The following is a 13,261-nucleotide window of genomic DNA, read 5'->3' on the forward strand; positions in this document are numbered from 1 at the left end:
TATTTGTTTATAAGCCACAGGCGCCCCACGGGCGGGGTGGAGCGATGGGACGACGATCGCTCCACCGCGACGGTGGAGCGATGGCGATGTAGCGCAGCGGCTGTTCGGTGGGCAGGGGGATCAACTCGCCCGACGGGGTGCGCTCCGCCTTCCACTTCGACAGGTCGACGCAGTCCTCGACCGTGGCGGTCGGGATCTTGGCCTCCAGGTCCACGGCGGTCACCGTGGTGTCGTCGTGGGCCAGGTCGCCGCGCACGACGGTCTGAACCCCAGATCTCGAATGTCCGTCAAAGCGGATCAAGCCCACCGGCTGGTGCCACCCCCGGAGAGCGATCCCCGGGCGTCCCGAACACAAGACGATCCGTGTTCTGGCAGACCCCACACCCGCCGGAGACGCCGACAGTCCGCCACGGGCGGGGCACGGGGAGCCCGCCAACCCCCTCCCCGTCGCACGGGCCTTTGCTCGGCAAGCCACTCTCATCCGGCCGGGAGTGCGAGTCAGCGCACCGCCAAGCGAGCGCATTGTGACGCCTGTTCGTATCAACCAGCGTGTCCCGGCCGGTTGAGGAAACCGGGCACTGGTGAAGTTCACTGCGTCCCTAACCTCCGCTTCCTGGAAGGAAAAGCATGCCGTCTTTCCGTAAGACCTTCGCGGCCGTTGCTCTGGCCGCTGCCGCGCTGATGACCGGCCCCGGAATCGCCTCGGCCAACGACTACTCCGAGCTTGGCCAGGAGCCGACGCTCTACGCGCAGTGCAACGACTTCACCACGCAGCTCGGCGCGGTGAACTTCAACCAGGGCCCCGTCTGTGTCGACTTCGGTTCCTCCTACGAGCAGGAGGGGCACAACAACGGCGGCGGGATGAACTTCTCCTGCAACGCGGCCGTCACGCAGTACGGCCTGGTGAACTTCAACCAGGGCCCGGTCTGCGTCAAGTTCTAACTCACGCACCGACGAGCTTGCTGCCTCGGGCGCGACCAGAGGACGGCCGCCCGCGTGCGGCCGGGAGGGGCCGGCACTCACCGCTCATGCCGTTGCGGCCCATCCCACAAGACAGCACCCGCTGAAAAGCGGACACGTGCCGGGCCCGGACCTCGCGTGGAGGGCCGCGCCCGGCACCGTGTTTCCGGGAGTTCCTCGCACACCCCTGCGCATACGCACGTCCCGGCACGCGTGCCACGGCAGATGGGTGACATCCGTACGGCTCGCCCCGCGCACGGCGCCGGTTCGCCGGGTGGCCACGTGAGGAGGAGCACCGTCACCAGCGCGAGCGCCCGCCCCCGGCCCCCAGCAGGGCCGCCCGAGGCAACGACCATGCCAGCGTCCAGCGCCCACCGAATCGGCGCTATCAGTCCATCCAGTTCATCAGCGCGCAGGTCGTCCTTGTACGGCTGCCCAACGATGGTCGAGACCTCGACGCGCATGGCGCGGGCAAAGCAGGCGACGGAGTGCGGGGTGGACTCCAACCTGCCCTGTTCGATCTTGGTCAGCGTGTTGTACGGGACTCCGGAGAGGTCGGCCAGGGCTTGCTGTGTGAGGTGGCGTTCTCGGCGTAGACGCGCAATTCGCACACCGGTGTGGTCTTGAGGCAGAGCGTGCATAATTGTCTCCTGTTCTGCTCGACAACAGAACGGTGCCCCGCGATCGGCTTCGTGGGGCACGGACGACCCCGCTCCCCAGGGAGCGGGATTCTTCGCTGATTGGCTGTCAAACTGCCGACTGGGGAATGTGCAAGAGCACCCCACCGGAGCGGATTGAAACTGGCACCTTGTCCCTGCGACGAGCGTATCTACGGGCTGGTGCCTGGCCACCGTGCTGAACGGGCTGCGGCTTGTGCTCCGTCGGACCTACGATGGCTGTTCGTCCTGTTCCGGGAGGCACCCGTGGCACCGCACCGCCCCGACTATCCCCCGAAGACTCCGCCGCCACCGAAGAAGCCAGTCGAAGCTCCCCGCCCAGACCCGACGCCCCCGATGACTCCATCGCCACCGACGAATGCCGTGGAACTCTCACGTCCGAGGTCGGAGGATGGACAGGGCGCGGCGAGCCCGGTAGCCATCCGCGGCCGCCGCTCCCGCAACTGGCCCTATGAGGCCAGTGCAACGGTCGCCGGCCGCGCGGGGCGCGTGGCAGAAGACGCCGTGACCCGGTGGGGATACAAGGTCACGGGGCATCAGGTTCAGGCGGTGGTGGAGTTGCTGTTCCGCGCGGCGGCGGAGGACGGGGGCCGACGGCTTTCCGTGCACCTGGCGGATGACGAGGACCGTAGCCAGGTCCTCGTGCTCGTGATCAGCCACCGGCAGGACATGCCGGTGGGCGACGACGACCAGGTCCTGAGGGAAGCGCAGCATATGCGGACGCTGGCCTCTCTCGGGCCGCGCGATGTGGGTGTCGAGACCACGAGCGAGGGTCGGCGATGGTGGGCCGGGCTCGATCTTCCTCGTCCTGGTGTCCCATGTTCACTGGGCAACACGCCAGCTCGGGCGATCTCCCGGGGGCCTCGGAAGTTGGAACGGCCCCCCGTCAGCAACTGATCCCCGCCTGCTATAGCGCATCCACTCCGGTACAGCCCGGCACCGGCGACGGCATCGCTCATTTCTTCACCCACCCCTGAACACCCCGAACCCTGCCGGCCCCTCTGGGGTCGCACGCGATGGACCTCATCATGCAAGGCCCCTCCTACCGCACCCAGCGGCCCATCCTGGTGCGCGCACCAGGACACCACGACCTGCCCGTCCCGCCGCTGCCCGACCCGCGCGACACCATCCCCGCGGGCGCGGCCGCGCGCCAGGCGTGGCTGCACCAGGCATGGGCCGTCAAGGACCTCGCCGAGGCGGTACGTCACGCCTCCCTCAGCCTCGGCGGCTCGATCGACGCCCTGGCCGGCGCCCCGGACACCACCGGCGACGACGGGGCTGTCCTGCGGGTGGCGAAGTCGCTGTGCGGCTACGCGCTGCGCGCCGCCATGAGGCCGACACCGTTCCGCCTGCTCGCGGGCATCACCGAGGGCCGCTTCGCCGACCGGGCGCGAGCGGACTGGGGCACCGGACACACGGTGGTCGCCTCCGCCGGGGCACAGTGGCTCCCCGACATCGTCGACCGGCTCGAAGCCGACAACCGGTAGGTTCCACAACTTCGACGCGGGACCCGCGGCAGGCAGAGCGCCGAGGACGCCCTGGTGATCGCCCCCGCAGCCCGCCGCCAGGGTGTAGCACATCCCAGCAGGAAGCCCGCGGGTTCCCAGTTTCTCGGCGTACCAAGGCAGCGAACCTGGTCGCCGGATCGCCCTGAAGGAGAGGTCCGGAGCGGGTTGGCCTCGGGGGAAGATCGGAGCGGCCGGGTGCCCGACCGCCCTGGGGACGCGTTCGCCCACTGCGGGCGATCTTCAAGATTCTGCACCTGCGCCAGTTCGTCTCCAGGACCGGATACCGCCGCGTGCTTGGTAAGCAGCTCAACATCACCGGGGCCTGCCACCGCCTGGCCCGGAAGATCTTCTTCGGGCAGCGCGGCGAACTGCGCCGGCACTGGTGTGGAGGACCACACGGTCGCCGGGGCTGAGCTGCGTGTGGCACAGGGTGGCTTCCAGGCCCAGATCGGTGCCGAGCGGCGGGCCGGGTGAGCACGGTGGCAGAGGTGACCACCGGCCGTGGCCTGCGGGGCAGACAGGGGGACGACGCGGGCGCGCGGCGACCGGAACGCCCCCCACTCCCGATGTCTGTCACTGGTTCGATTGCTGTGCCCGCCCTGCCCTTCCGGCACTGTTTCAGTAAATGCATATACCTCGCCCCCGAGGCCGGAAATGGCCCGCCGCAGGTCGCGATGATCACGGTAAGGGTCCGCCGCAGTAAGTCCGGTAAGTACTGCGGCGGCAAGCTGCGTCGGAGCCACGGACCGTTGACCAGGGGTTCCTGCTCGCTAGCGCCTTTTCCGCCGCACTCTTACTGAGGACAACGATGAGTTCGCACCTTGCGTGGGCGCGCGGCCGTGGTCGTCGGCCGACCGCTGATGCTCAGTCCTGCGTGGAGATACAGAAGGGGTGGCCTGCGGGGTCCAGCAGGACCCTCCGCTGATCGGGGTGCGGTTGGACAGGGGGTTCCATGGCGCCCAGTGCCAGCATCCGTGTGTGGGCGGCGTCCAGATCGTCGACGCCCATTTCCATGTGAGCCTGCTTGCCCTGGGACGGGTCCGGCCAGGTCGGACGCCGGTAGTCGGCCACCCGGATGAAGCCCAGTCCAGGTGAACCCTCCCGGCCGAGCAAGATGAAGTCGTCGCTGGAGTAGACGACGGGCAAGCCGAGCGCGGCGCCGTAGAAGCGGGCCAGCTCGGCGGGGTCCGGGCAATCGAAGTCGACAGACAGCAAGCGGATCGCGGGTCCAGATTTGGGTTCGGTACTCATGGGCGGAACGCTATGACGGGACCAGGACAGTTCCGGTCCTGGTCATGGGGAACACTTCGGGATGTGATCAGCACCTCCGCCCGCCTGCTGCGACTGGTCTCGCTGCTGTCCACTCGACCGACGTGGACCTGCCGCGAGCTGGCCGAACGAATGGCGGTCACCGACCGCACGGTCCGGCGAGACATCGTCCGGCTGCGGGAACTCGGCTACGGCATCGAATCCGACCCCGGGCCCTGGGGCGGCTACCGCCTCAGCGGTGGTACCCGGGTGCCACCGCTGATCCTCGACGACGAAGAGGCGCTTGCCGTGGCCGTCGCGCTGCGAGAGGCCGCGCTCAGCGGCGTCCTGGGCAGCGACCAGGCCGCGCTGTCGGCGCTGGTGAAACTTCGGCAGGTCCTACCGCCCCGGATCGCGGACCGGCTGGGGGAGATGAACGTGATCTTCGAACACACTCCCAGGCCCGAGGGACGTCAGATCTCGCCCGGCGTGCTGCTGGAACTGGCCACCGCCTGCCGTCGTGGCGAGCGCGCCCGTCTTTCGTACCGCGACCATGCGGGGAAGGCCACTGCTCGGGACATCGACCCCTACCGCCTGGTACACACAGGCCACCGGTGGTACTTCGTCGCCCGGGACGTGGCCCGGGACCAGTGGCGGACATTCCGGGCCGACCGGGTGGTACAGGTACAGCCGACCGGACATACCGTCGAACTTGTCGACCCGCCCGACCCGGCGCTCCTCGTCTCTCGAGCCATCGCGGGTGTCGTGTACCCGCTCTACGTCACAGTCCGGCTAGCGCACCCCATGGACCAAGCGCTACGGCTGGTCCCGCCCACGATCGGCACTCATGACCCGGACGGCCCCGATGCCACCATCGTCGAAATCGGCGGCAACGACGCCGACCAGCTCGTCACATACCTCCTCAGCCTGGGTACCACGCTACGGATCCTGTCACCGGACCACGTACGGGAGGCGCTGCTGCGCCGTACCCAAGACCTGTTCGAGGACAACGGGGGCAATCAGCCCCGGTAGCGGGCGTTGCGCCGGGTATGAGACCTCAGCCGCTACTGGTGTCAGAGGGTCACTCAGCTCCTTCGGACGGATGCGATCAGCGGGTGCCTTCAGGACCGGCCCGGACGGCGGGTCCGCGATGGCCAACCTACATACGCTTCAGGGCGGGAGAGGCTGTGGCGTCGCGCAGGGGCCGCTTGCGGTGCGGGCCTCGAAGGAGACGTTCTCACCCGCGTTGACCGCCGTGAACAGTTCGAGTTTGGAGGCGTACAGCATGTCGTAGTCCTGCTCGTCGTGGTCGAAGAGCGGGAACCGCACGACGGTGAACTTCGCCGAGGCGACCGGTCCGCGCAGTCCGGCATTCGCCATGACGGAGCGCAGGACGCCCAGGAGGGCGGCCTGACCGAAGTGCATGGCCCAGTTGACCGGCAGAGGCTGCCTTCCGGGATGTTCGGGCATACCGGTCGGGCGCTGCAGCACCCGCGCGGGCACATGGGAGTCGGGCCGACCAGTGACGGCTTGCTCGAGTTTTTCGCCGGATCTCGCCGAGCTTGCCGATCGCCCAGTCCGCCGCCGTATTTGCATGCAGCACTTCGTCCACCACGTCCAGCAATCGGAGGCCGAGGGCCTCCACCAGCGGTACTACGTAATCCACTTGCTTGTAGCGGTCGCCACCCGCGGCCTGGCCGCAGGCCCCGGCACGGGCATCCCCGACCTCGAAAACGCGCTGGGCCTGGTCCGCGGCAAGCCTGTCGAAGGCCGGGACTACCCGTGGGCCGACTCCATCCAGCAGGAAGTCATCGCCCGCGTCGTCGACGTCACGCACACCCTCGCCGCCTGGCTCACCGAAGGCGACAACCCCGACATGGACGCGGCCCGGCACGCGGTGCTGCGCGGCCTGGACGTCGACGAGACCTCCGAAGTCCTCTACCGGGACTGGCTGCACATCGAATGGGCCACCGGCAACAACCTCGGGGTCCGCAAGGTCATCGCCCGGCTCCAGCAGGTCGCCCGGCTCTTCGACATCTCCCTCGAACCCCTCACCGAACAGACCATGTCCCTGGTCCTATCCGACTCACACCAGCAGGTACCAGTGCGCTGACCAGCAGTTCCTGACCTCAATCAGGAGACGGCGACCAGGTACGCGGCTGCTGTCAGCCGCCCGGCGCACACACGAATCATCATCGACGATGGGTGTCGCTCTGACCAGGGATTTGTTGATCAAGCTCCGAGTCTGAAGTTGTCCTGGTAGCGGGCTTGGGTGGACGCGCCGGTGTTCCTGCTCCGTGGTAGGCGAAGTAGTCGTCGAGGTCGCCGTTGCTGTGCAGGGCGCGGAGTTTGCGTACGGTCTCGGCGCCGGCCAGGTCCCATCTTGATCCAGTGATATCGAGACGGTCACCGACGAGATGTCTGCACGCCCCCTCGATGATCCCCGTCGCGATCGGCCAGCCCTTGGTCAGTGCGGTGTCGTAGGCAAGGAACTCGCATTTCCGAACCGGCCCCCTGGGCCAAAAGCCGGTGTTCACGACGGGTACATCTCGGTCTCAAGCGCCGAATCGCGCCGTGTGCCCTCCCACCGCCATGGTCGGCCGGGCCCGTACCCCGCCTCATTCCCCGGGCGCGACAGCGACGGCAGAGCCCCGCTGTGCGCGGTCGCGGTCGCGGGAGTACATGCGGCTGGGGGACGGGAAACCATCGCGTCGGGCGAGCACGGCCGTCAGCACGGCGGCGGCGAGCAGGGCGGAGGCCGTCCATGGCAGTGCTCCCGAGCCGGCGCCGTCCAGGACGGCACCGCCGAGCAGGGAGCCGCCGGCCATGCCGATGTTCCAGCCGGTGACCCAGAGGGAGTTGGCGGTGTCGGGATCGAGCGGGGCAGCCTTGACCCCCGCGGTCTGTGTCAGCGTCGGAATGCCGCCGTGTGTCACGCCCCAGAACACCGCACCGAGCACCACGGCCACGGTGCTGTGCCCGACCGCGCCGAATACCGCCAGGCATCCGGCGGCTAGAGCCAGCAGGCCGATCGTGGCGACGCGCAGCCGACGGTCCGCGGTGGCTCCGGCGATCAAGACACCCCCCATGGAGCCGAGGCCGAACAGGAACAGCACGGTGCCGGTGCCGACCCCCATCCCTGCCTGTTCCACGAAGGGGGCGATGTAGGTGTAGAGCACGTAGAAGCCGAGGACCATCAGGAGCGACGCGATGTTGATGGCGGGGATGCCGGGCGTACGGATGGTGCGCATCAGCCCCGTGCCGCGGCTTGCCGCCTCGCCGGGCAGCTGCGGCAGACGCCACAGCGCGGCGGCGGCCAAGGCCACAGCCAGTACGGTGAGCAGCCCGAAGGTGGCGCGCCAGCCGATGAGTCCGCCGAGCGCGGTGCCGGCCGGGATGCCGAGCGACAGCCCGACCGTCATGCCGGCCAGCGCGGTGGCGATCGCCTTGCCGCTGCGCTGCGGGGCCAGCCGAGCGGCGTATGCCGGAATCATGGCCCACAGCAGGCCGGCAAAGACCCCGGAGACGACCCGCGCGGCAAGTGTCAGGGCGAAGCCGGTGGATATCGCTGTCACGACGTTGGTGGCGGCGAAGCCGAGAAGGAGCGCCAGCAACAGGGTGCGGCGGGGCAGGATTAGGGTCCAGGCGGTCATCGGAATCGCGGTGAGAGCCGCGGCCAGTGCGTAGACGGTGATCAGCAGCCCCGCACGTGCCTCGGTGACGCGCAGGTCGGCGCTCATCGCGGGCAGCAGTCCTGCCGGCAGAGCCTCGGTGAGGATGGTGACGAACGCGGAGCCGGCGAGCACCAGCAGCCCGCTCAGGGGCCAGTTCGCATTGGTGGAAGGGGGATTCTCGGCAAGCGGGAAGTGAGTGGCAGAGCTCATGCCCGGAGGCTAGAACCCTCACGTCTACGTCAGAGTCAAATCTCGGTTCCGGCTACCCCGGCTCATGCGTCCTCCGTCGCGCGGGCGGCCTTCCGGGCGGCCCGCAGATAGGCGTCGACGGCGTTGCGATTACGGGTCAGGCATCGGATGCGGCTGTCGAGGTGCTCACGCTCGGCGGCCACCTGGTCGAGCATCTGCGCGCAGGGGACCGGCGGCAGCAGATCCGACGGGCCGTCCAGGTACGGCAGGATGTCGCGGATGATCCGGGTGGGCAGCCCGCACTCGATCAGACCGCGGATCTGCCGTACCACCTCGTCGGCGCCGTCGCAGAAGTCGCGATAGCCGTTGCTGCTACGGGTGGGACGGATCAGCTTCTCCTCCTCGTAGTAGCGCAGTGCGCGCACGCTGACGCCGGTCATCCGCGAGAGCTCGCCGATCTTCATGTGCTCCACCTCACGCCATTTCCGATTGACCCTCACGTACACGTGAGGGTTTTACGTTACTGCACCTCAGCCCTCGAGAGGAAAGGCTCACCCGCATGTCCGACCCGAGCACGACCGACCGCATCGACCCCCAGATCCACCAGGGTCTGCGGATCTGCACACGCTGACCGGACCTGGCGGTCTCATCAACTTCGACATCCCGCGCCAGCGTGAGCTGTACGGGGAGATGAACCGGGCGGCACTTGCGGCGCTGCGGCCCAATGACCGGGTGCGGTACGAAGACCTCACCGTGCCCGGACCGGCCGGCGGCCCGGAGGTGAACATACGGATCCACCGCCCCGCAGACAGCACGGAAACCGGCACCCTCCCGGGCACCCTGTACTCCACGGCGGCGGCATGATCACCGGCAGCGTCCTGACCGACCACCGGCAGGTGCTGCCCCTCGTCGAGGCGGTCGACGCGGTCGTCGTCTCCGTCGAATACCGCCTGGCGCCCGTACACCCCGACCCCGCCCCCGTCGAGGACCGCTACGCCGCACTGCTGTGGATGGCCCGCAATGCCTCCGCGCTCGGCATCGACCCCGGCAGGCTGGCCCTCTACGGCGGCAGCGCGGGCGGCGGCCTGGCCGTCGGCGTCGCCCTGCTCGCCCGCGACCGCAGGCACCCTCACCTGGCCTTCCAGATGCTGCCCTACCCGATGCTCGACGACCGCAACACGACACCGTCCAGCCACGAGATCACCGACATCGGCATCTGGGACCGCGCCGCCAACCTCCAGGGCTGGCAGTCCCTCCTGGGCGACAGGCTCGGCACCGACCACGTCAGCCCCTACGCCGCCCCCGCCCGGGCCGATGACCTCAGCGGACTGCCGCCCACGTACCTATACGTCGGCGGCCTCGGCCTCTTCCGCGACGAAGACCTCAACTACGCCAACCGGCTCATGCAGGCCGGCGTCCCCGTCGAACTCCACGCCTGCCCAGGGGGCATCCACGCCGGCGAACTACTCGCCCCCGACGCCGAACTCAGCACCCGCAACACCAACTACCGCATGACCGCACTCAACCGGGCCCTGCACCCCTCCCGCACCCCGGACGGACCTCAATAACCACCAATACGGGCCGCGTCGCGCTTCCTGTGGGCGCTCCGCTGTCCCGCAACGTACGCACTCCAGGCCCTCCGGCCACACCCACGTCGACCGCCACCCCCGGCGCTCGCCGGACGGCCACCGCATCGGCGGCCCTCCTCCTGCCGGGTCTCGCGGGCCGCCCGCAGGTCCAGCGGTGGGCCGTGCTGCCCTCCGGCCAGCGGGTGGACACACACGGCAACCAGTCCGACTACCTGGCTGCGCAAGTAAGCGCCGACCGGAAGGATGCTGCCAGTCGGCAGTGTGCAGCGCCTTGTCCGTCTGGATCGCCGCGAGCTCGGCCTTCATCGCTACGGCCGGCCTGGGACAGGTACGACTCGTAGAAGCCCAGTTGCACATCGACAGCGGTGCGGTCGTGCTCGATCACCCAGTCGCTCGACGTGGCCAGCATCGCGGTCCCACCCTCGGTGCTGTGCGGGAAACCGACCGGACCGGCCGCAGTCGGCGCAGACCGTGGTGTGCAGCGGATAGGCCCGGTAGGCGATGTCCCGCGGCTGCTCGACCAACGGCACCAGGCCACGCTGCTCCCGGCACGGAGTACACGCGTACAGGCCCGCCCCGGGGCCGGATGTCTGCTCGATGACGTCGACCAGGGCGGCGGTTCCGGACGGTCCCTTGTGCCGGTGGCACCAGTCGGCGGAAACGAAGGCGGTGGCGCTCGTGTTTGTGGCCATGAGTGGACCGTAAGAGCGGTTGTGGTGGGCGGTCCTAACGATTGCGCGGGATTGCGGCAGCCCGGCCGAGGGCTGACCCGGGGCGCTCAAGACTGGGCCATCACGTGCCTCGCTCGGGCGATGATGCGGTGCGCCTGGGCGCCATGCACGGCGGCTTCGTTCAGGCCGTCCCACACCCGCCCGTACAGGATCAGGTCATCAGCCGAGTCGAATGACAACTCCGTGTTGATCGTCTCGACGACGCGCTCCTCGTCGAAGATCCAGAAACCGTGCTTCGGAGTGAGGGACAAGGGCGCGCCGAGCGGGACGATGCCGAACTCCACTGTGCTCATGCCGATCAGCCCGACGAGTCGGTCGAGCCGGCCGGCCATCACCTCCCGCGGGCATACCAGGGCGTGAAGGGCGCCTTCCCAGACGAGGACGCGGAAGAGTCTGCCCGCCTCGTACAGCACCTCCTGAAGGGCATGCGGGCGGCAACGGCCGTATCCGTGTCACGGGGCGAGCGCATCAGCGTGGCGTTCCGCACCAGGAGATGACGGGCATAGTCCGGCGTCTGGAACAGCCGGGATCACGGACGTCTCGTATCCGCGTACCGTCGAGGTCCGGCGGTACTCGACGACGTACCGGTCCTGCACGGGGCCGTGCCCCGCGGCCAGCTGGTCGACGCCAGTGCCGTTGGTGGGACTACAGCCCACGCAGACGTGCCTGCAGCTCCGCGGCGACGTCAGGGGAGCCGACGGCCGCCGCCCACGCTTGCAGGTCCTCGGGCGTGGCCGTCTGCCGGCCGTTCTGGAGCCGGGACACCTTCGACGGCTGGCAGCCGAGCCGCTCAGCGAAGTCTTTGCCGTTGAGCCCCGCCCTCTCGCGCAGTTCGTTCAGGCGCGCACCGAGGGCCCCCTGGCGCTCTGGAATTCGGTGCTCACACCGACACGTACCTGCGCCCACAGAGCGGCAGACGGCGCGGAAAGGGGCCAGGCCGCATCCCGGGCGCGGCAGGCGGCGAGAACGGTCGCAGGATCGTCGAGGAGCTCCACTCCGAGCGTGGTGTCGGTTGTCGTCCTGCCACCCCAGAAACGGCCTGGCGGTCCCGTGTGGGGCGGCGACCTGACACGTTCATTTCCCATGTGGTGAGTGCGCCCGGACCAGACGGTTCGGGCGTACCCAGACGATGAGCGGGGGTGCCGAAGATCAGGCGTACGAGTTCACGCTGACCGGGCGGGTTCCGGTGTAGGGCGTCCAGCCCTGCAGCGTGGCGGGCAGGCCCACGCGGGTGTTGCAGTTGATCACCTGGAAGTGCAGGTGGGGCGCGGTGGAGTTTCCGGTGCTTCCCGACCAGCCGACGACCCGCCCCTGGGGGACCCAGTCACCGGTGTTGTAGATGGCCTTGTTCAGGTGTGCGTAGTGGGTGCACTGGCCGTTCGAGTGCCGGATGATGACCTCGATGCCGTTGCCGGCGTACGGCGACCAGTCGGATATGAGGATCGTGCCGGCTTGTGCGGCCGACACCTCGTAGTTCGCCGGGAGCCCGATGTCCCAGGCGTACTCGTTGTAGGGACCGACGTGCGAGTACGTGCCTTCCGGGCCCTGCGTGATGGTGTACGCCTCGCCCGCCGGGTACGGCATCTCGTAGTAGTAATCCACGGCCGTGGCCGGGGAGGCTCCTGTCAGCGTGATTGCCGCCGCCGTCATCAGCGCACCGGCCATGACAACGATTCTGCGCAGAACTGTTCTCGCTGGACTCACGTACTTCTCCGTTCACGTAGTCCCGGGCGACCTGTCTCCGCGGTCACCGTCGGTGAAGAGATTGCAGGATCGGTCCTGACGGCCCGTCATGCAAGGGCACAAAAAGGGCCCTCAGAGTTCGTTATTGGTCTCGACCACTGGCTTCCGGACATTCCGGTCCAGGCCTCTGGCGCAGGCCGGCGCGCCGGGCAGCGGCAGGCGCAGTCAAAGCGCCAGGCAGGGTGCCACGCCCGACGAGGTGCCGCCGACGCGGCACCCTCGCTCATGCCGGGAAGGTCGCTGACGTGTCACCATCCCGAAGTGATAAATGAAAGTTGACGCGGACCTGACCGCGGAGGCGATTCCTCCAGAAATCCCGGACACCGGGCAGCGCCTCGTCGACGGTTGGGTTGGGCGGCCTGTGGGCTCGGTCTGCTGGATCGCGCCATGACACGTTGTTACGTACGCGCATGAGCGGATGCCCCTCGATCTCTGCCGCCTTCTCCACGAGCGGAGCGGATTCGGTCGGGTCGCCGGTACGCTCTGCTTGTCAGGTGAATCCTGACATCTGTAAAGTGCCCGTCAGGAAAGCCTGACAGGCGGGCTGGTGGTGAATGGAGAGTTGACATGCTCGCCGACGCAGCGGACCGCGACGGCCGGGCCTGCTCCTTCTGCGCCAAAGCCGAGGCAGAGGTGACCAAACTGATCGCCGGCCCCGGCGTGAACATCTGCACCGAGTGTGTCGATCTGGCCGCCTCGATCGTCGCTGAGCACCGCCCCGGGCAGACCGATCTGCGGATACCGATGCGGGGCGACCTCACCGATGCCGGGATGTTGCAACGGCTTCCCCGGATCGCGGCAATCGCCGATCAGGTTGAGTCCGATGTGCGCCTCTGGGTCGTGGAGTTGCGACGGCGCGGCGTGACCTGGGCCAGAATCGGTGAGGCGCTCGGCATCACCCGACAGTCGGCCTGGGAACGGTTCTCCGGGGAGGAGTGACCT

At 68.6% G+C, this 13,261-nt stretch carries 15 protein-coding genes and 2 pseudogenes; 8 read left to right on the forward strand and 9 right to left on the reverse strand.

Translation table 11 applies throughout. From position 1 onward, the window contains the following. Positions 1-7 precede the first annotated feature (7 nt). Complete coding sequence (locus ACFWVP_RS28840) at positions 8-256, reverse strand: hypothetical protein (RefSeq protein ID WP_384500901.1); 249 nt, start codon at positions 254-256, stop codon at positions 8-10. A gap of 371 nt (positions 257-627) precedes the next feature. On the opposite strand from ACFWVP_RS28840, the gene ACFWVP_RS28845 reads away from it, so the two are divergent. Then, complete coding sequence (locus ACFWVP_RS28845; RefSeq protein WP_384500902.1) at positions 628-942, forward strand: hypothetical protein; 315 nt, start codon at positions 628-630, stop codon at positions 940-942. A gap of 77 nt (positions 943-1,019) precedes the next feature. On the opposite strand, the gene ACFWVP_RS28850 is transcribed toward ACFWVP_RS28845, so the two are convergent. Beyond that, positions 1,020-1,601: a helix-turn-helix domain-containing protein gene (locus ACFWVP_RS28850; protein WP_384500903.1), complete on the reverse strand. Its 582-nt coding sequence runs from the start codon at positions 1,599-1,601 to the stop codon at positions 1,020-1,022. A gap of 399 nt (positions 1,602-2,000) precedes the next feature. Here ACFWVP_RS28850 and ACFWVP_RS28855 point away from each other — a divergent pair, with 399 nt between their 5' ends. From ACFWVP_RS28855 to ACFWVP_RS28865, 3 genes are all read left to right on the forward strand, one after another. Beyond that, the gene (locus ACFWVP_RS28855; protein ID WP_384500904.1) at positions 2,001-2,534 is read left to right on the forward strand and encodes a hypothetical protein; all 534 of its coding nucleotides are present in this window, start codon (positions 2,001-2,003) and stop codon (positions 2,532-2,534) included. Between the two features lie 131 nt (positions 2,535-2,665). Next, positions 2,666-3,124, forward strand: a complete 459-nt coding sequence (locus tag ACFWVP_RS28860) for a lantibiotic dehydratase (protein ID WP_384500905.1) — start codon at positions 2,666-2,668, stop codon at positions 3,122-3,124. Between the two features lie 266 nt (positions 3,125-3,390). Continuing rightward, positions 3,391-3,558, forward strand: coding sequence for a Tn3 family transposase (locus ACFWVP_RS28865; RefSeq protein WP_384500964.1), 168 nt, complete (start codon positions 3,391-3,393; stop codon positions 3,556-3,558). Between the two features lie 451 nt (positions 3,559-4,009). Here the strand turns inward: ACFWVP_RS28865 and ACFWVP_RS28870 are convergent, their stop codons facing one another. After that, positions 4,010-4,396: a VOC family protein gene (locus tag ACFWVP_RS28870; protein WP_384500906.1), complete on the reverse strand. Its 387-nt coding sequence runs from the start codon at positions 4,394-4,396 to the stop codon at positions 4,010-4,012. Between the two features lie 63 nt (positions 4,397-4,459). On the opposite strand from ACFWVP_RS28870, the gene ACFWVP_RS28875 reads away from it, so the two are divergent. Then, positions 4,460-5,425, forward strand: a complete 966-nt coding sequence (locus ACFWVP_RS28875) for a helix-turn-helix transcriptional regulator (RefSeq protein ID WP_384500907.1) — start codon at positions 4,460-4,462, stop codon at positions 5,423-5,425. A 138-nt stretch (positions 5,426-5,563) separates the two neighbouring features. On the opposite strand, the gene ACFWVP_RS28880 is transcribed toward ACFWVP_RS28875, so the two are convergent. Continuing rightward, complete coding sequence (locus tag ACFWVP_RS28880) at positions 5,564-5,818, reverse strand: hypothetical protein (RefSeq protein ID WP_384500908.1); 255 nt, start codon at positions 5,816-5,818, stop codon at positions 5,564-5,566. A 169-nt stretch (positions 5,819-5,987) separates the two neighbouring features. Between ACFWVP_RS28880 and ACFWVP_RS28885 the strand changes: the two genes are divergently transcribed. Beyond that, on the forward strand, positions 5,988-6,506 hold the full coding sequence (locus ACFWVP_RS28885; protein WP_384500909.1) for a bacterial transcriptional activator domain-containing protein: 519 nt from the start codon (positions 5,988-5,990) through the stop codon (positions 6,504-6,506). A gap of 150 nt (positions 6,507-6,656) precedes the next feature. Here ACFWVP_RS28885 and ACFWVP_RS28890 read toward each other — a convergent pair. From ACFWVP_RS28890 to ACFWVP_RS28900, 3 genes and pseudogenes are all read right to left on the reverse strand, one after another. Then, a pseudogene (locus ACFWVP_RS28890) lies at positions 6,657-6,882 on the reverse strand (ISKra4 family transposase); the annotation flags it as partial. 129 nt (positions 6,883-7,011) lie between these two features. Beyond that, a complete protein-coding gene (locus tag ACFWVP_RS28895; RefSeq protein WP_384500910.1) occupies positions 7,012-8,277 on the reverse strand; it encodes an MFS transporter in 1,266 nt (421 codons plus the stop codon). A 62-nt stretch (positions 8,278-8,339) separates the two neighbouring features. Continuing rightward, entirely contained in the window at positions 8,340-8,720 is a 381-nt protein-coding gene (locus tag ACFWVP_RS28900; RefSeq protein WP_384500911.1) for a MerR family transcriptional regulator, read from the reverse strand. A 396-nt stretch (positions 8,721-9,116) separates the two neighbouring features. Here ACFWVP_RS28900 and ACFWVP_RS28905 point away from each other — a divergent pair, with 396 nt between their 5' ends. After that, entirely contained in the window at positions 9,117-9,824 is a 708-nt protein-coding gene (locus ACFWVP_RS28905) for an alpha/beta hydrolase (protein ID WP_384500912.1), read from the forward strand. 799 nt (positions 9,825-10,623) lie between these two features. On the opposite strand, the pseudogene ACFWVP_RS28910 reads toward ACFWVP_RS28905, so the two are convergent. Both ACFWVP_RS28910 and ACFWVP_RS28915 read right to left on the reverse strand, forming a co-directional pair. Next, a pseudogene (locus ACFWVP_RS28910) lies at positions 10,624-11,460 on the reverse strand (helix-turn-helix domain-containing protein). A gap of 265 nt (positions 11,461-11,725) precedes the next feature. Next, positions 11,726-12,241, reverse strand: a complete 516-nt coding sequence (locus ACFWVP_RS28915) for a M23 family metallopeptidase (protein ID WP_327267791.1) — start codon at positions 12,239-12,241, stop codon at positions 11,726-11,728. Between the two features lie 645 nt (positions 12,242-12,886). Between ACFWVP_RS28915 and ACFWVP_RS28920 the strand changes: the two genes are divergently transcribed. Beyond that, entirely contained in the window at positions 12,887-13,258 is a 372-nt protein-coding gene (locus ACFWVP_RS28920) for a ClpX C4-type zinc finger protein (protein ID WP_384500913.1), read from the forward strand. Positions 13,259-13,261 lie beyond the last annotated feature (3 nt).

It is taken from the genome of Streptomyces sp. NPDC058637, from assembly GCF_042717325.1.
Classification (GTDB): domain Bacteria; phylum Actinomycetota; class Actinomycetes; order Streptomycetales; family Streptomycetaceae; genus Streptomyces.